Origin of the sequence: Thermogemmatispora sp., assembly GCF_042408735.1 — a bacterium.
In the GTDB taxonomy this organism is placed as follows: Bacteria; Chloroflexota; Ktedonobacteria; order Ktedonobacterales; family Ktedonobacteraceae; genus Thermogemmatispora.
Genome location: NZ_JBHOQV010000136.1, coordinates 26,511 through 50,298, shown reverse-complemented (window position 1 = coordinate 50,298; position 23,788 = coordinate 26,511). Strand labels below are relative to the sequence as shown.

The following is a 23,788-nucleotide window of genomic DNA, read 5'->3' as shown; positions in this document are numbered from 1 at the left end:
ATGGCTCAAGAGCCAATCAGGCGTCGCCAGTTCAAGCCGGGGGTTGGCGTGCCTCCGTCTCAGGTGCACTTTTCCTTCGAGGAGGAGCGTTCTCCTCTTGCTCTGCCTCCCCTTGTGAGATCAACGGAGAAGGAGCAGGCTGCTTGTTCTGCTGGAGGACAGTCAAATGCTGAAGAGAAGCTGCGACCGGCTTTTATTCCTCAGCCTTTGCCGATCCCTGATCCTGAGGAGTCGCTAGAGCGACCAATCTGGCAGATTACGACCCTGCAGTTACGGGTTCTCCCTGGGGTCTGGCGACGGCGTCGGGAGGGTCGGCGCACGCTGCTGCTCTTCGCGAGTGGCGGTCTGCTTGCCTTGCTCCTGCTTGGCCTGCTGGCCATCTTCCTGCGCTCGTCTACGCCGGCGGTAGTGCTCTATCAGGTCCAAACTCAGGATTACGATCAGATCGTGGGAGGAGAGGGCCTGGTCTATCCCCAAAGCCAGCTTGCGCTCTCCCTGCCTTTTGCTGGGAGAGTGGAGGCCCTGCTGGTCAAAGTAGGTGACTTCGTTAGGGTTGGCCAGCCCATCTTGCGGCTTGATCCCCTTGAGTTGTCTCTACAGCTGAAGCTGGCCAGGGACGAACTGGCGGCGGCTGAGAGCTACTTGCAGGAGGTGATGGAGGCTGGCAACAATCCAACCGCCGTGGCTCAAGCGCGTCAGCGCTATGCGTTAGCCAAAAGCCGGTATGAGGCTCTTCAGGCCCGTTCCTCCTCCCTGCTGGCTGAGAACTGCCTGCTGGCTCCGCTAAGTGGGGTTGTGACCGCCATCAGTGTTGTGGCTGGCCAGTCCTTCTCGGCGAATATCCCGCTGCTGACGATCAGCGATCAGTCCAGGGTCATCGTTCATGTCCGGCTGCCCTTGAGAGACCTGGGATTAATTCATGTAGGGCAGGCCGCAGAGATCGTGACCGGCCTTGGGCAGGGACCGGCCCTGAGCGGTACGGTGCTGACCATTGTGCCCCGAGCTGACCCTCAGACGGAGACCTTCGAAGTCTGGGTGGCACTAGATAATCGCCATAATGCCCTCTTGCCGGGCATGAGTGTCTTTGTGCGTATTGTCGTGAAAGGTAAGGCTCTGAGCTTGCCGCGCCTGGCAGTCCTTGACCTGGACCTGGCTCCCGCTGTCTTTGTCGTTAAGCGGCAGCAGGCTCATTTGCGCTCAGTACATGTGGCCGCTCGCTCACCAGCCAGAGCCTTTGTCGACGTTGGCCTGAGCAGCGGGGAGCTGGTAGTTCTGATAGGGCTGGCTGACCTTCAGGAGGGACAGCAGGTGCGAGTCCTTAGCATTGAGAGAGGTTGAGTTCCGACTAGAGGCCAGTATGCTCCGAAGCGGAGAAGTGGAAAGAAAGGAAGGAAGAAGGCATGGAGACAGCGATGGCAAAGGCGATTCGAGGGGTGGTAGTGTGGGCGGGACTGTGGTCCTGGCCGAGATGGTTGCTTGAGGCTGGCCGCTCCAGGCTCCTCCTGGCCTGTGTCTTGATGCTAGGGGCGAGTAGCCTGCCCTGGTTAGCCGATCCCTTGCATGGCTGCCTTTCCCCTTGGGAGACGCCCCTGATGCCGGGCTGGTTCTGGGCGGCGCCGGGTACGGCTGGCGCCATCATGACTAGTGTGGGGGCAGGCTCTTTCGTGGTGGCTCTGGTCTGTCTGGGCTGCGCCCTAGGACCTGCCCCATCTCTTGAGAGGGGCCTCTGGCGCTGGCGTTTAGCGGCAGGCTGCTGTTTACTGCCGCTCTGCCTGTTCGCCCTCCACTTCGTGGTTGTTGACAGTGAGCAAAGCGATCTATTGGCCTACCATAAGCTGGAAGCTCAGCTTATTCTGCGTCACCTGGGCTACAATCTTCCCCGCGACTGGCTTCCGATTACGGCTCCCTTCGCGCTGGATACGACGACCCTCGATTGGCGCCTGGTGTTGCTGGTGGACCAGCTTCGTCCGGGGGCTGTCCTTCCCTTGGTGGGCCTGAGCCTCTGGTTCCAGCCAGCGGGCCGCAGAGTAGGAACCGGATGCCGCACTGCTCCCCTTGCCCTACGCAAGCTTGGCCTGACAGCGCTCTCTAGTGGGTGCCTGCTCCTGATGATCATCGTCCCCCTCTGCTCATGGTTCTCTACAGAGCAGGCCAGGCAGGCCCTGGCTGTGGGCGACTATCGCCAGGCCCTGGGCTGGATAGAGACGGCGCGCTGGCTTGCTCCTGGTATGGCTAACTCTGTGACCTACGAGGAAGAGCTTGGTGAGGCCCTCTTCGCGGGAGAGTCTCCCTGGCAAGCGGAGACTGTCAATTTTGCTCTGGCTCGCTCTTTTCTGCGCCAGCGGGCCTATCTGCATGCCTATCAGCTACTTTTCCCCGACTGGCTGGCACATCGGCTGCGCCAGAACGACCCATTTGAGACGCGCCTGACCGTTGCTCTGAGCGAAGCTTTGGAAGGCTTGATAGAGGCCGCCTGGCCGGCTAGCCTCCTCTCAGGCGATAGCGGGGCGCGGAGCCAGCGCCTGAGCGTAGCCCAACACTGGCTGATGCTGCTCGCGCAGATCAATCCCCGCAGTCTCTATGCCCATTACTTGCTGGCTAGAGCGTACTACGATCTTCACAACTACCAGGGCTGCCTGGCCGAGATGGGAAGCGTGCTGACCCTCTCCTCAGATAATGATCTCCGCTCGTCTGCTTATACCTATCTTGGCCTCTCCGAAATTGCCCTGGGCCGGACTGTCCAGGGACGGGAAACTTTGCTGATGGCCGTTGCGCTTGATCCAGATTACCACAATAACACAGCGCGCGAAGCCCTCTCCGGGCTGCACTAAGATGTATTCTCATATGAAAAATGTAAAGGGATGTTTGGAGGGTATAATGTTGCAAAGCTGGTTCTTGGGTCGTGGACTAGCCAGGCGGAAGGCAGACTTGTCTGCTGGCCTGCTGGCCAGGCAAAAAGCCGGTGCCTTTGCGGGGCGCGCGCTCTGGCGGTCGCTGCCTGGTGGTGATAGTCTCTGCTTGTTACTCCTGGCAGCGATAGGGGCCCTCTGGTTTGCCTGGCAGGTGATCATGGTTCCCCAGCCAGGCCACTTCGATCCCGGCTGGCAAGACGCGCGCTGGATCGCTGCGGTAGACGGTAGTGCGCCGGTAGCTTACTTTCGCTACGCCCTGCAGCTCAGGACCTGGCCAGAGGCGGCGGTGCTGACGGTAGCGGCGCAGCAGACCTTCGCCCTGGCGGTCAATGGCCTCTCATTGGGCAATAATAAGGGCCAGTTTGCCCCCCGGGCTTTTCTCTACGATATACGCCGCGCCTTGCGGATCGGCACGAACGTCATCGCGATCCGCGTTGCCAATGGTGACTTGCAGAGACCGGCCCTGAGGGCTTTGCTCGAAATAAGGAGCAGGACAGGGACTTATCGTTTTAGCTCGGGCAGCACCTGGCGAGCGACTGCTCAGAGCAGCCTGGCTCATCGCCTTGATGGGCTTGTGGCCAATGCCTGGAGCCTGCCCAGCTTCGATGCGACTGATTGGCGGCCAGCCCAAGTGCTGCCGGAAGAGCAAGGCGCTGGCCCTCTGCTTGCAGTTGATCCCCAGCCTTATCGGCAGCCCTTGCCACCCCTCTGGCTGCGAGCCAACAGCCCACAGGCTTGCTTTGTCAGACTCTTTGATGTGCCAGCAGGGGCGATCAGGATCTGGCTACGCCTGGGCAGCCCTGCCCGGACAAGTGTCTATCTCAATGGAACGCTGCTGGCAACCCTTGGTGGGAGCCTGCAGTCTCTACCCTTCAGGCCGATCTCTCCCGCGCCAGGCTATCGGGCAGGGCTGCCGATCGCGCTCTACGATATCTCCCCCTGGCTGCATACAGGACGCAATACACTGGCCATCTATGCGGTGGCTCAAGTGCCGTTCGCTGATGGGCAGATAGAGCTGTCGTCTAGAGAGATAGCGCTGCTGACCGATATCCTCATTGAAGGCAGCCAGGGTCAAAATCTCTGGCTGGAGCCATCTCCGGCCTGGCGCCTGGCAAAGGATTCCCCTTGTGGACTCTTGAAGGCCGAAGAGACCTCGAAAAGCTGGCTGACGGTTGCTCCGGGCATCCCATCGGCTTCGCCGCTCTTGCCCTACCTGACAACTCCCTCCCCGCTCTCTCCTTCTCTCCTCTCCGTACCTGCCAAAGGCTGGTTGGTAATCATGGGGACGGTAGGCCTTGTCTGGGTGCCCTGGTCAGGTTTAGGCTTGTTGCTTGCAGTAAGCTGCGCTGCCGCTCCTCGGGCGATATGGCGACGGCTGAGCCTGGCAGTTGTGCCACCGTTGGCTCTCGAAGGACTGCTGATCGTCCTGGCACGCGAACCAGCCCTCTCATGTCCCTTCCCATATAGTGGCTGCTGGCTCTGGTTCTTGGGAACACTCCTGCTACTGGACTACGCGCTGCTGGCCTGGACGCTCTGGTGGGACAGCACCAGAGGTCAGCCCAGGTTGCCTGTGGTAACAGAGATAGCTGGCAACGTTGAGCGGGCTGCGACAAAAACCAGCGCCAGAGCAAGCTCGCGCAAAAGGTGGAAGAGCCTGCAAGGCTGGCTCCGACCCTTGTTGGCTTTGGCAGCGCAAGCGCCCTTGTCCTGGCGAGGCTGGGTCGCTCTTGTGCCCATCCTTGTCGTCGCCATACTCCTCTCAGGCTACCAGCTCGCCTATGAGCCTTACTGGCAAGATGAGCTTTCTAGCTACTATGCCGCGCGCGGGATTGTGACCACCGGCTGGCCGCTCTTCCCTTCAGGCTTTCTCTACACAAAAGCCGAACTCTATTCCTATCTGCTGGCCATCTGGAGCCTGATCTTTGGCGAGCAGCCGCAGATGACGCGCGCCATCAGTGTAGGAGAGTACCTGCTCAGCCTGCCGCTGCTCTACCTTGCCGGCTGCTACTTCTTCTCCCGACGCATAGCCTGGCTGGCCACGGCCATGCTAGCCTGCTCGCCGCTCGCCTTAACCTGGTCACGCCAGATGCGAATGTACCAGCAAGCGCAACTGTTCACCCTCTTAACGTTGCTTCTCTTTCATCGCTGCCTGCAGCGCCCAGCGCACTCTCGCCTCATCTATGGCGTGGCGCTTAGCGTACTGGTAGCCTATCTGAGCCACGAAGAGACCTTCATCGTGCTCCCGTCCCTGCTGCTCTGTGCTCTCTGCTGCCGAGACCGAAGACAGCTTAGCCTGGCAGCCCTGTGTCGCTCTCCCGCCTGGCAACGGGCCGGCCTGCTCTGCGGGGCGGGCATCACTGCCCAGCTCCTGTTGGCCCACTTTAGCCATCCGCCTGTCCTGGGAACCGATGCCTCGCAGCGTCCCTTGATCCATTTTACATTAAATAATTTTGTATTCTATACAGAAATGCTGTTTTCGCCTGTTGTTGGCGAGCGAGCGCCCTGGCTCTTCCTCGATTCCCTTTGTTTGGTCCTTGGCTGTGGAAGGGCCATACGGGAGAAAGAGCCGCGTGCCTGTTACTGTGCCTTGTTCCTGATTGCGGCCTGGTTGATGCTGACCTACGGTTTCAGCCTGCAGGCGGACCGCTATCTCTATCCCCTGCTACCGTGCTACTACCTGCTGAGTGCCTATGGAGCGAGCGGGCTGGTGAGGGCTATAGGGAGGCTAACGATGGCCGTAGCAGATGGCTGTGTGCCATCCTCTGGCCGGAGCTGGGAGCATGTGGCGGCGGTCCAGCGCCTATTTCTAATAGGAAGCTCGGGTCTGCTCTGTGCCCTCCTCTTGATTGCGCCGTTGATAGCCATAAACACCAGCAGTCCCTTCCTGAGCCGGCTGTTGGGTCTACCCGACCACCGTCACTATGCCGACTACGACCTTGTTGGGGCCTATCTGCGGCAGCATCTACGCCGGGGGGACGTGGTAATTGCGGTAGCGCCGGCCAACTGCGTACGCTATTATGTGGGGCAGATCGATTACTTTTTCTCCATTGACCGCGCCCTCTATCTCATGGAGCAGCATGGGCACATCATCGAAACCGCCTCCGGAGCGGAGGCGCTCCTTGATCAAGCTGATCTCACAGCTGTGCTAGCTGAGCATGCGCGAGTCTGGATTGTCTCAGACGGCGGGCCATATGAGGCCGCTGTCAAAAAGCGCTTTATCTTTCCGCCCGATCTACACCTCGTCTTTGAAGGGTATGCATCGGCTCTCTATCTGCGCGGCGGTTAGCTATTTCGGAGGGTCTATTTCTATGAGGAAGAAACTATACAGGTTAGTGCGAATTATCGTGTGGGCTGTGATTGTGCTCTGGGTAATCATGACTGCGGCTGGTTACATCGTGAGCTGTGCCCCGCTCTGGGAGCAGCTTCCTCATCCGCCCTTGCTTGTTGGCAGCGGTCTCACTCCCCGTCCGGGGCAGAATCTCATGGCGGCAACCGCCACGCTGGCTTTATGGCCCGGCTGGCGAGAGAGCGTCCAGGCAGTGGTCGAGCAAGTACTAGAGAACATGCACGAGCATGCCTGGAACGAGCGGGCTATGACCCACGGCCGGCGCACTGGAGGCCTCTTCATCAACTGGAATATGAGCGATCCCCAGCGCGTCAATGCCCTCGGTCCCGGTCCCTCTGCAAAGACCCTGGAGAAGCATGATCCCCAGGTTGACCTGCTCTATCTCAACGCTCTGAGCACCTACCGGCGCCTCTCCTCCAAGAGAATGAGCTATCAGCCTGACCTTCAGCGAACACTGACAGTAGTCAAGCTCGATTTTCTGGATTATAACCTTCCCAAAGGCTGGATCTACTTCTCTCTGCTCGCGGCAGGGCTGGCCTTGCCCGATCCTTCCCTGGTCGAGGAAGCGCGCTCTCTGGCTGGACGGCTCTATCGTTTCTGGTACGATCCTCGTGTGGGAGCAGTCTATGATCGGCTTCATCGACCACCCGACTACAGCACGGCGCATGCGCTGGAGTCTTCTGTCGCCCTCATCGATGCTGGAAGGCGCTGGCAGGTAGCGGCCTGGCGCGAGGCCGGCGAGCGAACCCTGCGACACGTCGTCAGCCAGGCTTTTGATCCTCATAAGCGCCTGCTCTATGAGCGCCTGGTGGTCGGGCCGGCAGGCCATGACCTGCCGCAGAACGATGAAGTCAGGGCGGCCTCCCAAGGAGAGGCCGTCTCTGCCCTGGTGCTGGCCTATCGCCTCACCGGCCAGCGTCGCTACCTCTCGCTCGCGGGCACCTTGCTCCAGAGCCTCTTCGTCACCAGCGGCCTCTGGGACCAGCAGCGGGGAGGCCTCTACTTTGCTCTCCACCTGCGAGATGGAAGAGTTATTCGCGACTACAAGGAAACACGCGCTCAGTGTCTGACGCTTACCAGCCTGCAGCTTTATAATGCTCAGGCCGAGGTGCCCTTCCTGCAGGAAGAGCGATCGCTGCTTGCCTTATTGCTAGGGCCATTTTACGAGCATAGCCATCACGGCTACTTTTATCGTCTCAGAGCCGATTTTCAGATTTACGTCAGTAAACCTGGTGCTGGCATAGGTAAAGAAGACTATTTCACTTCAGAGGCCATGGGATGCGCACTAAACGCCCTACTGGCAGCCCTCTTGCCTGCCTAGGCGGTCCAGTCTCCCAAGGGCCGACGAGCAAAGGCTGGAAGGGGCGCTCATACCTGACTGGCCGTTGGTTTCTGGCGGATCAGGGTCAACAGGCAGCCGGCCAGGAGGTAGGAAGCGGCCATCACTATAAAGGCAAGCTGGAAGCCGAACCGATCGATAAGCCAGCCGATGATGCCGCCCCAGGCCGAGCCGACGCCAAAGGCGAGCGCGAAATACAGGCTGAAAGCATTATCGCGCAAATCGCGACTGGCCGAATCGGCCAGATAAGCCTGAAGCAGAGGGGCCTCGGCGTAGACGGCCAGGCCCATCAGCAACAAAGCCGGGGGGATAAGCCAGAAGGGCATTCCCGGACGAGCGACCTCGATAAAGAGGAACGTCGTCGCAGCCGAAGCGCCATAGAACAGGTAGAGCATAGGGCGGCGCCCCAGGCGGTCAGAGAGCCGTCCGCCAAGCAGCGGACCAATCACGCTACCGAGAAGCAACAAGGTCAAAAGGAAGCCCTGAAGGCGGCTATCGATCTGGCGCACATTCTGTAAATAGAGAGGAACATAGGTCGTGACATTGCCCAGGCCGCGCCCCCCGGCGGCGATAATCGAGACCGCCATAATAATCAGAAGGGTCCGATTGCGCAGCGGCAGCAGCAGACTCTTACCAGCCTGCAGCAGTTCCTGTCTGGCCTGGAGCCGTCCCTGATGTCCATCTGCAGGAAGGCTGCTGCTTGATCGTTGAGCCGTCTCTGTCCTGCCTTTCCGTGTCCGGCTGCGCCGATCGAGTGAGCCACGCTCTTCAAGCAGAATCAGGATAGCGATGCCGACCAGGATACCTGGCAGAGCGGCCACGTAGAGCAAAGGGCGCCAGCCCCAGAGGCCGAGCAAAGGACCGGCAATGAGGGGGACCGCCAGTGTTCCGATATTGCCGCCGGCGATATGCCAGGCCAGAGCATAGCCGTGCCGGCGCTGGCCGTAGCGATCGGTCAGATAAGAGCTACCGACTGGATGCTGAGGAGCCGTGGCCAGACGAAAGGCGGTACTCCAGGTCATCAAGGGCCAGAAGCCGTTGATCGTACCAGTGAGCAGGGTACTCAGGCCACCAAGGATAGCGCCGACTCCGAGCAACACCTTGCGCAGAACGTAGCGGCTGACCAGGCCGAAGGCCACCTGGAAGAAGCCACCGAGGGCGTTGGGAAGCGCCACCACCAGACCGATCTGAGTGTAGCTGAGATGGTACTCCTGCTGGATAAGGGGGTAGACGAGAGGCATCAAAACTGTAATAGCATGAATAAATGCATGAGCCGTACTGACCAGGAAAAGATCGCGCCCTGCCGCTGGCACGGCGACGACCTGCTCTTCTGACAGGGTAACTGCACGGCTCAAGCCATCGTTCGCTTTCTGCCTGGCCTGTTTCATAACATCCCTCCAAACTAAGTGTAGCATGAACCGGTGGGAGAGAGATAGCTAATAAGATAGCTAATAATAGAGGAAGAACAAGGCGCCGCTCGAAGGGGAGTGAGCCATTAGGAGGGCCACAACTATGGTACAATACAACTGTGGAAATCGTCCCGGGGGACGGCGATGTCAACGGCCCAGGCCGTCCCGCAGGGTTCTCGATGAAGAGGAGTGAGCGGCATGCTAGACCAGGAATCCGTGGATATTGGTAAGGAACCCCGTCTTGTACAGGGAACCCTCTTTGATAAGGCTGAACTTGAACGGCTGGCAGCCGAGCAACGGCGCTGGGAAGAGACCACGCTCAGGCACTCACTTGAGCGTATGCCGGAGCGGGAGCACCTGATGACCACCTCCAGCGTGCCTATCAAGCGCATCTACACCCCGCTGGATGTGGCCCATCTGGATTACATGCGCGATATTGGTCTGCCCGGGGAATATCCCTTTACCCGCGGCGTCCAGCCGACAATGTACCGGGCCAAACCGTGGACCATGCGAATGTTCGCCGGCTTCGGCACGGCTGAAGATACGAACGCGCGCTTCAAATATCTGCTGCAGCAGGGTCAGACAGGACTATCGACGGCCTTTGACATGCCCACGCTCTACGGCTACGACACAGATCACCCGATGGCCGCCGGAGAATTTGGCAAATGCGGCGTGGCGGTCTCCTCACTGGCCGACATGGAAATCCTCTTTAGAGATCTCCCGCTGGATCGCATTACCACCTCCATGACCATCAACAGCCCGGCGGCAGTCATCTGGGCTATGTACATTGTCAACGCCGAGAAGCAGGGCTATCCGCGTGAGAAACTGGGAGGGACCCTGCAGAACGATATTCTGAAAGAATACATTGCCCAGAAAGAATTTCTCTTCCCCCCCGAGCCGTCGCTGCGTCTCGTGGTCGACACCATCGAATTTGGGGCGCGCCACATGCCGCGCTGGAACACGGTCAGCATCAGCGGCTACCATATCCGTGAGGCCGGTGCCACCGCTGTCCAGGAGCTGGCCTTCACCATCGCCAACGGCATGACCTATGTCGAAGCGGCGCTCCAGCGTGGTCTAAAGATCGACGAATTCGCGCCGCGGCTCTCCTTCTTCTTCGATGTCCATAATGACTTCTTTGAAGAGATCGCCAAATTCCGCGCGGCGCGTCGCATCTGGGCGAAGCTCATGCGAGAGCGCTACGGAGCCAAAAATCCGCGCTCCTGGCTCCTGCGCTGTCATGCGCAAACGGCGGGAGTCTCCCTTACCGCTCAACAGCCCGAGAACAACATCGTGCGCACAACCATCCAGGCACTGGCCGCCGTGCTTGGTGGCACGCAATCGCTGCACACCAACTCCCTCGACGAAGCGCTGGCCCTGCCCACAGAGAAGGCCGCCCTGATTGCCCTGCGCACTCAACAGATCATCGCCTATGAGAGCGGCGTCGCCAACACGGTTGACCCTCTCGGAGGCTCCTACTTCGTCGAGAAGCTGACCGATGAGACCGAGCAGGCCGCCTGGGAATATATCAGGCGTATCGAGGAGCTGGGAGGAGTGCTGGCCTGCATTCAGAACGGCTTCTTCCAGCGCGAGATCGCCGAATCGGCCTATCGTTATCAGCAGGAGATCGAACAGCGCAGGCGCATCATTGTCGGCGTCAATGAGTATGTAATGGAAGAAGAGATGAAAGTGCCCACCCTCTATATCGATCGTGAGGGGGAGCGTGTGCACCTGGAACGCCTGAACCGTGTACGCCGAGAGAGAGATCAAGCGGCGGTGAGAAAGGCTCTCGACAACCTGCGACGCGCGGCCGAGGGGACAGAGAACACGATGCCGGCCATCATTGAGGCGGTGAAAGCCTACGCCACTTTGGGCGAGATCATGGATGTCTTCCGCTCGGTCTTTGGAGAGTATACCGAGCCGGCGGTCTTTTAGCGAGATAGGTCAAAAGCGAAGGCCAGACAGCTACCGGCCTTTGAAGCCTGGCCCGGCCAGCGCGGCAGAAGAGCCGAAAGGGGGCGGAGACTGCCGACTGCTCCGCCGCCGACCAGTCCCTGGGGACCAGAGGGTCGGGCCGAGCGGGCCAGTGGCAGTCTTCGGCCTTTCGCCCGATCCGCCCAGACGAGGAGCTGCGCGTTGCGCGCGCGCTGTGCTGATGGCATAATAGAATATCGCGCAACCCTTGGGATAAGGGCGAGAGGGCGTTACCCGATGAAGGTGAGGATCGAGATGAGATGCAGTGGATAGAATTAACGGTGCAGGCGCACCCAGAGGCGGTTGAGTCCGTCAGCGAACTTCTCATGCGCTATACGCATGGGGGAGTGGCCATTGAAGAGCCAATTGAGCTGCTTGATGACGGCCAGGAATATCGCATTCTCCCCGGCCATCCCGTGAAAGTTCATGCCTATCTGGCCGTCGATGGCAAAGAGGAGGAAGCCCAGCAGCGCATTGCCGAGGGACTATGGCACCTTGCCAGTATCGGGGCCGGGCTGGTTGGAGAGCTAGAGACCCGTCTGATCCGTGAAGAAGACTGGGCTACTGCCTGGAAGGAGTCCTATCATGTCACCCATATTGGCCGACGCCTAGTCATCTGCCCTTCGTGGCGCCAGTACACGCCGGCCGAAGGTGAGGTCGTCATGACGCTTGATCCGGGCATGGCCTTTGGCACAGGCTTGCACCCGACAACCAGGATGTGCCTCGAAGAGCTGGAGAAGCGTGTTCAGCCAGGAATGCGCGTACTCGACCTGGGAACCGGCTCGGGTATTCTGGCGCTTGCTGCCGCCCTTCTGGGTGCCGCTGAGGTTGATGCCTACGATATCAGCGATGTAGCGGTGGCCAGTGCCCGTGAGAACGTGGAGCGCAATCGTCTTAGCGAGCGCATTCGAGTCATTCATGGAACCCTGGATCAAGAGCGGAGCCTGGCCTTAGCCGGCCGCTATCATCTGCTCGTGGTGAACATTCTGGCGGGTGTGATCTGCTCATTGGCCTCGTTGATGGCCAGCGTGCTGGCGCCTGGTGGGCTGCTGCTGGCCAGCGGTGTCCTGCAAGAACATCGTCAGAAGGTCGAGCAGGCTCTCAACGAGGCTGGACTCGTCCCAGTGGCCACTGTCCAGACCGACGATTGGCTGCTCTTCGTCATGCGTAAGCCAGCCTGACAGGCCATCATGCACCGTTTCTTTGTCTCGCCCGATGTATTGGCTCAGGCCAGTCAGTCGCCGTTGCGCAGGCTCATGTTGCCAGCGGCAGTGGCTCATCAGGTGCGCGATGTCTTGCGGCTCACCCCCGCTGAGCATGTGGTGCTGCTCGATAACAGCGGCGACGAGATCGAGGCAAGGATCGTCCACGCTGGGCGCACCGGCGTTGAAGTAGAGATCCTCGAGCGGCGTCGGGGCAGCGACGAGAGCTGTCTCCGGCTGATCCTCTACCAGGGAATGCTCAAGTCGGCCCGCTTCGAATGGGTGCTGGAGAAAGGGACAGAACTGGGAGTCAGTGCCTTTGTACCGCTACGCTGCCAGCGATCGCAGGCTGGCCTCGAGACGCTCGGACCGACGAAGGTCCAGCGCTGGCGACGGATTCTGCAGGAAGCGGCCGAGCAATGTGGCAGGGCGCGTATCCCCGACCTGCTACCTGCCTGCAGCCTTCCCCAGGCTCTGGCCGGGCTTCCGGCCGACGCCTTGAAGGTGATGGCATGGGAGCAGGAGAGAAAGCTCAGTATGCGTTCGGCCCTGCACTCTCGTCGGCGGCAAGTGCGACAGGCCCTCCTGAGAGGCCCAGTAACAGTGGCCCTCTTTATCGGACCCGAGGGAGGGCTGACCCCCGAAGAAGTGGCGCTGGCTCGCCAGCATGGGGCGCTCATTGTCTCGCTTGGTCCCCGCATTCTCCGCGCCGAAACGGCAGCTCTGGTCGCTGCCGCCAATCTGCTCTACGAGTACGAGGATGACCACGATGACCAGGAGCAGCCCGCTCAGGAGAGCCAGCGCCGCGATTAAAGACAGGAAGGCGCCTGCACCCCTTCCGCTCGCTCGCTCCAGGTCGCATCTCTCCTCCCTCCAACGAACGGCTTGCCCTCCCCGCTCGCCCCAGGTGGCGGCTCGCTCTGGCGACAGAAGGACCAGAAATTTTTGGAATCTGGGCCAAAACCTGTTGACAAATCACCAGAGTTGTGCTATCTTAATGGCACAAGGTTAGAGAACTCCTCTCTAACCCGACATGCGGGAGTGGCTCAGTGGTAGAGCGCTTCCTTGCCAAGGAAGATGTCGCGGGTTCGAATCCCGTCTCCCGCTCCAAGGTGTGGCGACGTGGCCAAGTGGTAAGGCAGGGCTCTGCAAAAGCCCGATCAGCGGTTCGAATCCGCTCGTCGCCTCCTCCTCTTCTCTTCATAGAAGGCGTGCTGTAAAGCAGTCACGTCTTTTTTGTTGCTAAGGACTCCAGCGCATGCGACAGCAGCGTAGCTACTCCACCAGGGCGATTGTCCTCAAGCGGATCAACCTCGGCGAGGCAGATCGCATTGTGACCCTCCTCACTCCCGCGCAGGGGAAAATGCAGGCGGTGGCCAAAGGGGTACGGCGCCCGACAAGTAAGCTTGCCGGCCATCTGGAACTCCTCTGTCACAGTCAGTTGCAGCTCGCTCTTGGGCGTGATCTGGATATTGTGACCCAGGCAGAGGGCCGCGAAAGCTTCCTCGACCTGCGTACAAGTCAGTGGCACATGACCTGCGGTTTCTATCTGGCCGAGCTTGTGGACCGCTTTCTAGAGGAGCATACGCAACATACCAGGGTTTACTTTCTCATGCTGGAAATGCTGCGTGCCCTCGATGCCGATGCGGCTCTGCTCCACAAGCAGCAGGCCGATAGAACGGCGGAGGATTCCTTGCATCCCCTCTCTCAGTTGCTCCTGCGCTACTTTGAGATCCATCTTTTAAGCCAGGTTGGCTACGAGCCAGCCTTTCGCTCCTGCGCCCACTGTGCTGCCGAACTGCGTCCAGAGCAAAACGGTTTCTCCCCCTCCCTGGGCGGTGCCCTCTGTCCCCGCTGCTCCCGCCTCTGGAGCCGCCCGCTCTCCGTCAAAGCCTTGCACGTGCTGCGCGTGCTGCAGCGCAGCGAGTGGCAGGCCGTGCCTCGTTGGCGCCTCAATGCCCCTTTGCTTCTAGAGATCGAGCGCGTAATGCATGATCTCCTCCGCTTTCATCTAGAGCGTGATTTAAAAACCTGGAGTTTTCTTGAAATGCTGCGCCTGGAGCGAAATCCTGATGGTTCCACCCTTCCCTCGGCCCAGAATCTGTGATAGAGTGTGCTCAGGTCAGTCCCTTTACGGTTGTCGTTCGGCTGCTCTGCCTATCTCCCTGCGAGGAGGTCTTACATGGAACCATTCGCTCCCTCCGTCAGTGCCGACCTGGGGGCCTCCAAACGCCGTGCCTCGGGCTATGCGACCTATGCCTTCGCAATCATGTTCTCCATTAATTTCCTCAACTACATGGATCGTTATGTCTTCACAGGGGCCTCTACGACAATTGGGCAGGAGCTGGGACTTGGTCTTGACCAGCTAGGCTACATCGCCTCGGCCTTTCTGATTGTCTATACCCTTGGAACGCTGCCCTTTGGCATCTGGGCTGATCGTACGCGACGCAAGAACGTGGTGGCGCTCTGTGTGGCCATTTGGAGTCTGGCCACCGCTTTGACTGCTCTGGCCAGCAACTTTATCGCTCTCTTCCTCTCGCGCATGGTTTTAGGTATTGGGGAAGCCGGCTACTATCCGGCGGGTACAGCTTTGCTGAGCGACTACTATAGTCGTAAGAAGCGAGCGCAGATCATGAGTCGCTGGGGGGTTGGGTCGCTGATTGGCCTGATGGTAGGCTTTGTCCTTGGCGGCTTCATCGCCGGACTGGGAAAAGGAAGCTGGCGGCTCGCATTTCTGATCTCTGGGGTTCCGGGCCTCTTGCTGGCCTTTCTGGCCTGGCGCCTGCGCGAGCCGCGGCGCAACGAGGCCGATGAGCAAGAAGAGGCGGAGGCAGAGCGGCTGGACCGCCCGCGAGAGGCGGAGGAGGCGAAGGCCGAAACCTCGCTGGTGCAGGTGCACCTGAAATCTGTCATGAACGCCCTGATCTATCTGTGGGGGGGCTTTATCGTGGGCGGAATCGTCAGCGGCCTGGTGCTCAAGAACTGGGGCGTTGCCCTGACCTTTATCTTGATCGGCCTGGTGCTGGTCGTGGTCATTGCCCTGCTGGCTATTGGGGGCCTCCTATTCGTGCGTCGCTGGCAGGGTGGTCGCCTGGAAGGGCGAGCGGCTGTCAGTGGAGCGGGTGAGCCAGAGACCGCATCTCTTGAGGGGAGGGAGGCGGCGTCTTCCGCTGCCCCCGCCGAAGAAGGGCTATCTTTCTCTGTTCCTGGACGGCAGCTCTGGAGAGACTTCACTTCCCTGTTGAGGATTCGCAGCCTTGTGGTTCTGACGCTGATCCAGGTCTTTGCCTTCTACGCTCAGGGGGCCAGCGTTACCTTCTTACCGATCTACCTGCATCAGAAGGACACCCTGGGATTGACAGTGGCCCAGTCGGCCACCCTCTCGGGCGTAGTGGTGGTCATTGCTGGCATTGCTGGTATGATCATTGGCGGTTACCTGGCGGATATCCTCAACACTTTCCATCCGGGGGCCCGCATCCTTGTCTGTGGCATCGGCTTTTTGCTCTGCGCGCCGTGCTTTGCCCTGGCGGTGACGGTTCATAGTACTACCGCCTTCATGGTCTTTTTCTTTATCACAGCCATGCTCATCTTGCTTTATAATGGACCATGCACGGCGGCCATTCAAGACACGGTGCCTTCTGCGTTGCGCGCTTCGGCGGTTGCCCTGGCCCTGCTGCTGGCCCACCTGCTAGGCGATGCCTTTGCGCCCTCGCTGATTGGCGTCCTGGCACAGAGTTTTGACCCAACCCATGGCGGCCACTTCATGCACGATGTGGCTGGCCAGGATCTACGCCTGGCCCTCCTGGTGACCTGTGTGCCGATGCTGGCCCTGGCCGGACTGGTCGGTATCTTTGGGGCGCGCTGGATGAAAGGCGATGTTGCTGCCGCGCAGCGGGCCGACGCGCTCGCTCGGGCGCAACGCTCAAGGGCTGCGATGGCCTGACTGAGGGAGAAACCTGGCAAGCGCTCTCCTCAGCGCAGCAAGATCAAGCAAGTAATCTTTTCAGGGGAGTCTGGTAGGTAATGGTACATTTTTACGAGCTGGCGACGATGGATCCAGCTCAGCGCCGGCGCCTCTTGCGTCGAGCTGAGCTGCGTATTGAAGAGATTACCGAGCGCGTGCGCCCGATCGTAGAAGACGTGCGTGTGCGTGGCGATGCGGCTGTTCTGGAGTATACAAGGCGCTTTGACGGCGTCACGCTGAGCGCGGAGCGTCTGCGGGTAAGCCCAGAGGAGATTGAGCGCGCGCATCGCCAACTCGATAGCCGCGTACGTGCGGCGCTTGAGCAGGCCATCCGCAATGTCAAGGTCTTTCATCAGCGGCAACTGCCTCAAGAGCAGTGGTATACGCAAGTGATGCCGGGAGTAATGGCCGGAGAGCTAGTCACACCGATCAGCAGCGTGGGTCTCTACGTGCCGCGTGGCAAAGGGGCCTTCCCATCGGTCATGTACATGCTGGCCGCTCCTGCCAGCATTGCGGGCGTCCCGCGGATCGTGGTCTGTACCCCTCCGGGGCCGGATGGCGAGATCGATGCCGCCTCGCTCGTAGCTGCCGACCTCTGCGGTGTGCACGAGATCTATCGCGTTGGCGGAGCTCAGGCCATTGCAGCCCTGGCTTACGGAACCGAGACCATCCCGCGGGTGCATAAGATTACAGGGCCTGGCAGTGGCTATGTGGCGGCTGCCAAGCGGCTGCTCTATGGCGTCGTCGACGTGGGATTGCCGGCGGGACCGAGCGAGGCCATTCTCCTGGCTGATGAGAGTGCTGACCCCGAGCTGGTCGCGCGCGATCTCCTGATCGAGGCCGAGCATGGTCCCGATTCCTCCAGCCTGCTGGTCACACCCGCTCGCTCCCTGGCGGAAGCGGTCCGGCAACGCTTGCCGGCCAGGATAGAGGCCCTGCCCGAATGGCGGCGAGCTTTCTGCCGCGCCGTCCTGGAGGAGGAGAGGGGTACAGGGGGGATTATTCTGACGCGCGACCTGGACGAGGCCGTGGCCTTCGTCAACGAGTATGCTCCCGAGCACCTCGAAGTCCAGGTCCGGGAGCCATTTGCCCTGTTGACGCGGCTGCGCAATGCGGGCGAGATTCTCATCGGAGCCTCTACCCCTATCTGCCTCGGCAACTATTGCCTGGGCACCAACGCCATTTTGCCGACCGGCGGCTTCGCTCATAGCTTCTCAGCGACCTCGGTCCACGATTTCTTGAAGCGCACCGGCGTAGCCTATGTGACGGCAACCGGATATCAGGCGTTAGAAGAGACAACACGGACGCTAGCCGAATTTGAGGGTTTCCCTGCCCATGCGGCTGCCGTCACCGACCGCCCGCTGCCAGCGCAGCCCGCAGCCGGGGAGTGAGGTGGCGCCACGCGGGGGCAGCTCGCCCGCTACGGGAGGCCGAGCCTGAGCGAGCTGCCTCTTGAGCGGGTGCCTCACCGGAAGACGGAGCCGGGCCGAATTCACATCGAGATAGTACAATAGCTTACTTCCTGTTCAGCGAAAATGTGCTATAATGCGCCCAGCACCAGGAGCAACGAGGGAGCGTTTTTCCTGGAGAGCCAGGAAGCTACAAGCCAGGTGGGGAACGGGCTGACCCCACAGCTAGCGAACCTCTGGAAACTGTAGACGTGAGGCATGTCTCTGCGCAAGAGCAAGAGCAGGGGGGCCGATCTCTATTGTTTGATCGAATTCAGGGCTGCATCAAGAAGCGGTGTAAGGAATGATGGCTAGCAATCACTCTGATCCCAGAGAAGTCGTGTCTGCCGGGAATGCAGCGACACCCTCAAGCGGGCAAGGCGAGAGCGGTCCTCGGCTGCCCCCACCTCCGGAGGCGGCAGCGGCGGCTGGAGCTGGGAGCGTGACGCCAGCGAACGCCTCGGCTCAGGCGCCCGCGACCGGTGTCATGCGCCTAAGCCCCGGGGTCTTGCTATCGAACGGACGCTATAGAATTGAGCACCTGGTGGCAGCGGGTGGTATGGGTGCTGTGTATCGCGCGATCGATCTGCGCTTTGAGCGTCCCTGTGCAGTGAAGGAAATGCTGGACGATTTTCAGAGCGAGAGCGAGCGGAGCCAGGCAGTGGAGTGGTTCAAGCGAGAGGCCACCTTGCTGCTAGATTTGAATCATCCCTGTATCCCGCGCGTACGCGACTTCTTTGTGGAAGAGGGGCGCCACTATTTGGTGATGGACTTTATCGAAGGGCGCACGCTGGCCAAAGTTCTGGAGGAGGAGGGGAACGTGGCGGGGGTCAATGGGGCACGCGGAGTGCCCGAGGCGCGGGCCAGGAGTTGGGCGCAGCAGATCTGTAACGTTCTGAGCTACCTGCACCGTCAGAATCCACCGATTATCTTCCGTGACCTCAAGCCGTCGAACATCATGGTCACGGATCGCGACGAAATCAAGCTGATTGACTTTGGAATTGCACGGACGTTTCAATCGCAGCGGCAGGCCACCATTATCATGACCATCGGCTATGCGCCGCCGGAGCAACTGCATGGGATGCCGGAGCCGCGCAGCGACCTTTATGCCTTGGGCGCGACGCTCCATCGTCTTCTGACGCATCACGATGCGGCTAACAACAGGCCGACGATCTTCTCGTTCCCACCGGTGAGAAGCCTGCGCCCTGATGTCTCACCCGAGTTCGAGCAAGTCATCATGAAGGCGCTTTCGCCGAATGTTGAGCAGCGCTGGTCGAGTGCGGCGGAGATGGAGCGGGCCATTTTGAGCCTGCCGCCGGTCAAGGTAGTGCCCCCAGTGGCCAGCAGCGTGCCGCCAACGGTAGCCGCCTCGCCGTCGACACCGCGGCAGGTGGCCCTGCCGGTTGGAGGGGGGACCACAGGCCCTGCCGGGCAGCTCATCCTCTCGGCTCAAGCCCAATTGCAGGCAGGCCGGATCGAGGCGGCCTATGGGGCTGTCCAACAAGCTTACGCGCTCGAACCCAATAATGCCCTGGTCCATAAGATCTTTGGACAGGTCTTTGCGCGTCGACAGCCCCCCGATCCCCAGCGGGCCATCCAGGCTTACAATCGCTCGGTCCAGCTCAATCCGAATGATGCTGAGACGCATAAACTGGTTGGCGACGTCTATCATTTTATCCTCATGCGCCCTGGGGATGCTATCACGGCTTATACTCAGTCGCTGCGCCTGAATCCCAACGACTTTGAGGCCCATCAGCGCCTTGCGCAGTGCTATGAGCGCCTGAATCAGCTGGAACCAGCCTTGCGGGAGTTCCAGGAGGCTCTCCGGCTAGCCCCCAAGGTCCCGGCCCTGCTCGCCGCCTTACATTATGAGATCGGTCAGCTAGCCTGGCGCCTGAATCAGTTGCCCCTGGCGGAGCGGAGCTTTGTGCAGGTTCTCATCATTAACCCTGCCGATCATCAGACGCGCTTCCTCCTGAGCCAGGTCTATGAGCGGGAGAACAAGCTCGGCGATGCGCTGCGCGAGTGCCGCTATGTTGTTGGCGCCATGCCAACCAATCAAGCGGCTCAGGCCATGTTACAACGCCTGCAAGCCAGGTTAGGACGATGAGGAACCAATTGCTCCTTCGGCGCATTTCGTCAGCTTTGGATGTAAGGGAGAAAGTGCCGATGAGTACGTATCACGTCTGTTCCGCGGAAAGGAAAGGCATCGGCCTGCTGTTACCTATGCTTGGTCCCATGCTTGGCGCGCTTCTCATCGCCTTACAGCTCCTGTGGCCTGTGGCTGCCTTCGCGGCTTCTGAGAGTGGAAGTGTCGATGTTGGGAAGAATCAGGCACTCGATCTCGTGGGAGCGGCGGTCGTACGTTTGCTCGTGACCTACCTGCCCAGCCAGGCGAGCGGCGGTCAGCAGCCCCTCATGGGGACCGTGGAGAGCGGTGAGTTGACTGCCCAGGCCCTGCCTGGTGTTCAGTGTACGGGCCTTGGGGTGCTTGTCAGAAGCTGGCAACCGCGGGAAGCAGACGATCTGAACGCCTGGGTTTTAACCGATGGTGATCTGGTAAGCAGGCAACCCCTTTGTGCCAGCAGCGGCAGTACGGGCGGCAACTTTCCGAATCAATTAGCCTCGATCGATATCTATAGCAGTACGACCGGGCTGGGGATGCGCTTGACGCACATTACCTGCGCAGGTTCCCCATTGACCTGTTCCAATCGCAGCCCATTGCTTCCCAGCGGCGGCAGCAGTTGTCCGCCAGAACTGAACTGTGCCCATGACCTGGTGCTGGTACCTTTCCATAGCCCCTACACTCTGCCTTACGCCGACCTGGCATCGCTCTCCTCGGCGGGGCAGATGACGACTTTTGGCCTGGAGCTTACTGATGCCAGCGGAAGCTTGCCCGCTCAAGCCAGCCAGGCGCCGACCTTCCTGACTCCCAGGCTCATTGATGGGCAGGAGCGACCCGTGAGCACTGCCGTTGCGATACCGGTTGGAGGACAGGAGGCGGGCATGCCTGTCATCAACCAGAGAGGTCAGGTCGTTGGCTTACAGATCCTTAGCGGCCAAACCAGCGATGCCGGTCAGGTCAGTGCCCTCCTGCGAAGGTTCAACCTGCTGGTAGCGCCTCCCAATACTCTTCTCGTTCACTGGAAGGCCGGTATCCAGGACTATTATGGCCAGCAATATGGGCAAGCTAAAGGCGAGTTCCAGCAGGTCCTCACGCTGAGCCAGAACCGGCTCCAGGGGGCCCAGCAATTCCTGCAACTGATCGATCAGCGCCTGACGTCGCCAGCCGCCGGCCAGGCTCAGCCCCAGGGAACCAACAGCGCGGCCAACTTCCTCGGCCTGCCCCTCCTTGTCTGGGCCGGACTGGGCGGCGTATTGCTGCTCGTACTGATTCTTCTGCTCATCACTCTCACTGTTGGGCGCGTCAAGAGGCGCAAGGAGTTGGAGCGTTTTCGAAAGGAGGAGGAGGAGGCCAAGCGCCAGGCTGACCTGGATGCCGAGCGCCAGCGGCGCCAAGCCAGGGCCAGGAAGTCCCAGGCGGCCTCCCAGCAACCACTGGTCCTTCCAGGCTCAAGCACTCCCCAGCAGAGTCTGACAGAGAGGGACGAAAGAGGAGTGCCGTCGACGCTGGGAGCTGAAGGCGTTACCATGCTGCAGTGTCCACACTGCAGACAACCAGTCAACCGAGGGGTCGAATATTGTCCCTCGTGTGGCATCTTGCTCTCCCCCTCAACCTCAGGGCTGCGCCTGCGGGCCCTGGTGCCCCCGGAGATCGCGGCTCCCCCGGCACCATCCATGGCCGTGAGGGAGGCCTCGGCGAGCGAGACCCCAACTACTGCCCCCGCTGCGCCCCAACCCCCAGGGCCGCCTCCGCCTTCTCCCGCCCTCAGCGATCAGCCCACGTTCGTTCTGCCCCCGCTCAGCGAGCAGCCGACCCAGGCCATCGTTGCTCCCGCCGCCGCGGCGGCCGAGGGCAAGGCCCAGGTCATGAGAGGAAAACAGCGCCCGAGCGGCTTCCAGCTGCTGGTTGGCCACCGCACCGATCCGGGGATCAAACGGCGCCACAAGCCGAACGAGGATAGCCTGCTGGCCATTCTCGGTGGAAGGCGTCTCGATGGCCAGGTACAGCCCTGGGGCTTCTTCGTCGTGGCCGACGGCATGGGAGGCCATGCCAATGGGCAGGACGCCAGCCGTCTAGCCATTCAAACTATTGTCGACTACGTGCTGCCGGCCCTCGTACGCGAGCGAGAGCTGAGCAGCAACGACTATCAGCGCCTACTCGTTGAGGGCGTACAGTCGGCCAATCAGGCCCTCCATGAGCAGAACCAGCGCGAGCATGCCGATATGGGCACCACGATGACTACGGCCCTGATCGTCGGCTCCGTGGCCTACGTGGCTAACGTCGGCGACAGTCGCACCTACCTCTATCGCGAGGGCAGGGGTCTGAAGAAGGTCACGCAGGACCACTCGGTCGTAGCCAGCCTTGTGGAAGCGGGCATCATCAAGCCCGAGGATATCTATACCCACCCGAAGCGCAACCAGATCTACCGCAGTTTAGGGGAAAAGCCGGTGGTCGAAGTGGATCCTTTCCAGGAAGAGCTGCGGCCTGGCGATAAACTCCTGCTCTGCTCCGATGGCCTCTGGGATATGACCCGTGATCCCCATATCGAGGCCGTCCTGCGCAAACCCGCCGATCCTCAGCAGCTTGTTGATGACCTGGTACAGCTCGCGCTCGATGGCGGAGGGGAAGACAACATTTCTGTCATCGTGGTGCAATTTGTGTCAGGAGCGCGGACGAGAAGCCTGACGCGTTTACAGGTACTGGCTCAGCCCGATCGGTTTGTTCTGCCGACCTTACCGCAGGGCTGAAATCGCAGCACAGCAGCGCAGATCTGCCAGGAGAAGCACCCCTTCTCCTGGCCTTTGCTTTTGGGTGGCAGCCTGGTTGGCTAGCTCAGAGAGGGTGAGACCAGTCGGTCAGTTTGTCGCCTGTTCAACCCTGTGCTATAATCTTTGCAGCATCTTCTGACCCTCTTTTCCTTCATAAATAAGGGTCCGACAGCTGGAGGAGGGCGTGTGTCAATAACTACCAGTACAGGTTATCTGTATGCGGCGATTCTGCTGGCCGCCGGCTTCACCTTTGTTTTGGTCACCATGACGGCCGCGAATCTGCTGGCTCCCAGACGCAGGACCCAGGAGAAGCTGCAGACCTATGAGTCGGGCGAGGTTCCGATCGGCTCAGCCTGGGTCCAGTATCCGCTGGGCTTCTACATTTTTGCCTTGCTCTTCGTCGCTTTCGATGTTGATATTGTCTTTATCATCACCTGGGCTGTCCTCTTCAAGAGCTTGAGTATCTTTGGCTTCTTTGAGATACTCTTCTTCATTGTTGTGCTCGCGCTCGGTCTGGTCTATGCCTGGCGCAAGGGAGTGATCCGATGGATATAGTACCGCGAGTTTCGCAGATGCCGAGCGCCGCCGACTACAGCGACGAGCTATCCGAGCTTGCGCGTGATCTGGCGCCGCTAGCGCAGATTACCGGTCAGCCGGTGGTGCCGCGGGTGATGAAAGGCAATTATCTGGGCATCGAAGTCGATCGCGCACATCTGGTAGCCGTCTGTCGTTTTCTCCGTGATCAGCTGGGATTTGACCTGCTCAGCTGTATCTCTGGCGTCGACATGCTCGACCACCTGGAGACGGTCTATCACCTGCGTTCAACCACCCGTGGCTCGCTCCTGCAGATCAAGGTTCGTCTGGACGCCGAGAAGCCGGAGGTCGACAGTGTAGTCTCGGTCTGGCCGACGGCCAACTGGCTGGAACGCGAGACCTACGATCTGTTTGGTATCCGCTTTACCGGCCACCCTGACCTGCGGCGCATGCTGCTCGACGATGACTTTGAGGGGTACCCGTTGCTCAAAAGCTTCCATCAGGTGCCTCTGACGGTGAAGCCACCGGCGACGACCCAGGTCGATCCCAACATGGCGGTCGCTGGCCAGTATCAGCAGCGTGGAGTTGAGCATGTGGTGCAGAAGAAGTTTGGTCAGGGCAAGCTAGAGCGCCTGCATCCAGGAACGCCGACCTTTGGCCATGCTTCCCACGCTCACGAACACGAAGAAGAGGGAGAGGCGCGTTCGGGTTCGACGGAGGGCCAGAGTCACTGATGGCCAGCAGCAGAGGGCGCAGCAAGAGAGCCAGAG

15 protein-coding genes and 2 tRNA genes are annotated in these 23,788 nt (G+C 60.3%); 16 read left to right on the top strand and 1 reads right to left on the bottom strand.

Features of this window, described 5'->3' with window-relative positions; all coding sequences use genetic code 11:
* The 4 genes from ACFMO7_RS14275 to ACFMO7_RS14260 all read left to right on the top strand — a co-directional run bounded on the left by ACFMO7_RS14275 (position 1) and on the right by ACFMO7_RS14260 (position 7,579).
* A complete protein-coding gene (locus ACFMO7_RS14275; protein ID WP_376796160.1) occupies positions 1 to 1,338 on the top strand; it encodes an efflux RND transporter periplasmic adaptor subunit in 1,338 nt (445 codons plus the stop codon).
* Between the two features lie 74 nt (positions 1,339 to 1,412).
* The gene (locus ACFMO7_RS14270) at positions 1,413 to 2,831 is read left to right on the top strand and encodes a tol-pal system YbgF family protein (protein ID WP_376796159.1); all 1,419 of its coding nucleotides are present in this window, start codon (positions 1,413 to 1,415) and stop codon (positions 2,829 to 2,831) included.
* 187 nt (positions 2,832 to 3,018) lie between these two features.
* Complete coding sequence (locus tag ACFMO7_RS14265; protein ID WP_376796158.1) at positions 3,019 to 6,198, top strand: glycosyltransferase family 39 protein; 3,180 nt, start codon at positions 3,019 to 3,021, stop codon at positions 6,196 to 6,198.
* A gap of 22 nt (positions 6,199 to 6,220) precedes the next feature.
* Entirely contained in the window at positions 6,221 to 7,579 is a 1,359-nt protein-coding gene (locus tag ACFMO7_RS14260) for a hypothetical protein (protein ID WP_376796157.1), read from the top strand.
* A gap of 47 nt (positions 7,580 to 7,626) precedes the next feature.
* Here ACFMO7_RS14260 and ACFMO7_RS14255 read toward each other — a convergent pair whose 3' ends face one another.
* Positions 7,627 to 8,985, bottom strand: coding sequence for an MFS transporter (locus ACFMO7_RS14255; RefSeq protein ID WP_376796156.1), 1,359 nt, complete (start codon positions 8,983 to 8,985; stop codon positions 7,627 to 7,629).
* A 219-nt stretch (positions 8,986 to 9,204) separates the two neighbouring features.
* Between ACFMO7_RS14255 and ACFMO7_RS14250 the strand changes: the two genes are divergently transcribed.
* The 12 genes from ACFMO7_RS14250 (at position 9,205) to ACFMO7_RS14195 (ending at position 23,752) form a co-directional block, all read left to right on the top strand.
* Entirely contained in the window at positions 9,205 to 10,938 is a 1,734-nt protein-coding gene (locus ACFMO7_RS14250; protein ID WP_376796155.1) for a methylmalonyl-CoA mutase, read from the top strand.
* A gap of 299 nt (positions 10,939 to 11,237) precedes the next feature.
* Entirely contained in the window at positions 11,238 to 12,158 is a 921-nt protein-coding gene (gene prmA / locus ACFMO7_RS14245) for a 50S ribosomal protein L11 methyltransferase (RefSeq protein WP_376796154.1), read from the top strand.
* A gap of 9 nt (positions 12,159 to 12,167) precedes the next feature.
* Entirely contained in the window at positions 12,168 to 12,992 is an 825-nt protein-coding gene (locus ACFMO7_RS14240) for a 16S rRNA (uracil(1498)-N(3))-methyltransferase (RefSeq protein ID WP_376796153.1), read from the top strand.
* A 222-nt stretch (positions 12,993 to 13,214) separates the two neighbouring features.
* Positions 13,215 to 13,289, top strand: a tRNA-Gly gene (locus tag ACFMO7_RS14235).
* Between the two features lie 6 nt (positions 13,290 to 13,295).
* Positions 13,296 to 13,366: transfer RNA gene (locus ACFMO7_RS14230), tRNA-Cys, on the top strand.
* A gap of 71 nt (positions 13,367 to 13,437) precedes the next feature.
* Complete coding sequence (gene recO, locus ACFMO7_RS14225) at positions 13,438 to 14,286, top strand: DNA repair protein RecO (protein WP_376796152.1); 849 nt, start codon at positions 13,438 to 13,440, stop codon at positions 14,284 to 14,286.
* Between the two features lie 75 nt (positions 14,287 to 14,361).
* The gene (locus ACFMO7_RS14220) at positions 14,362 to 16,122 is read left to right on the top strand and encodes an MFS transporter (RefSeq protein WP_376796151.1); all 1,761 of its coding nucleotides are present in this window, start codon (positions 14,362 to 14,364) and stop codon (positions 16,120 to 16,122) included.
* Between the two features lie 80 nt (positions 16,123 to 16,202).
* The gene (hisD, locus tag ACFMO7_RS14215) at positions 16,203 to 17,534 is read left to right on the top strand and encodes a histidinol dehydrogenase (protein WP_376796150.1); all 1,332 of its coding nucleotides are present in this window, start codon (positions 16,203 to 16,205) and stop codon (positions 17,532 to 17,534) included.
* A gap of 499 nt (positions 17,535 to 18,033) precedes the next feature.
* Positions 18,034 to 19,701, top strand: a complete 1,668-nt coding sequence (locus ACFMO7_RS14210) for a protein kinase (protein WP_376796149.1) — start codon at positions 18,034 to 18,036, stop codon at positions 19,699 to 19,701.
* A gap of 59 nt (positions 19,702 to 19,760) precedes the next feature.
* A complete protein-coding gene (locus ACFMO7_RS14205; protein WP_376796148.1) occupies positions 19,761 to 22,463 on the top strand; it encodes a PP2C family protein-serine/threonine phosphatase in 2,703 nt (900 codons plus the stop codon).
* Between the two features lie 207 nt (positions 22,464 to 22,670).
* Positions 22,671 to 23,039, top strand: coding sequence for an NADH-quinone oxidoreductase subunit A (locus tag ACFMO7_RS14200; RefSeq protein ID WP_376796147.1), 369 nt, complete (start codon positions 22,671 to 22,673; stop codon positions 23,037 to 23,039).
* Positions 23,030 to 23,752, top strand: a complete 723-nt coding sequence (locus ACFMO7_RS14195) for an NADH-quinone oxidoreductase subunit C (protein WP_376796146.1) — start codon at positions 23,030 to 23,032, stop codon at positions 23,750 to 23,752. Before ACFMO7_RS14200 ends, ACFMO7_RS14195 begins: the two co-directional genes overlap by 10 nt.
* Positions 23,753 to 23,788: the final 36 nt, after the last annotated feature.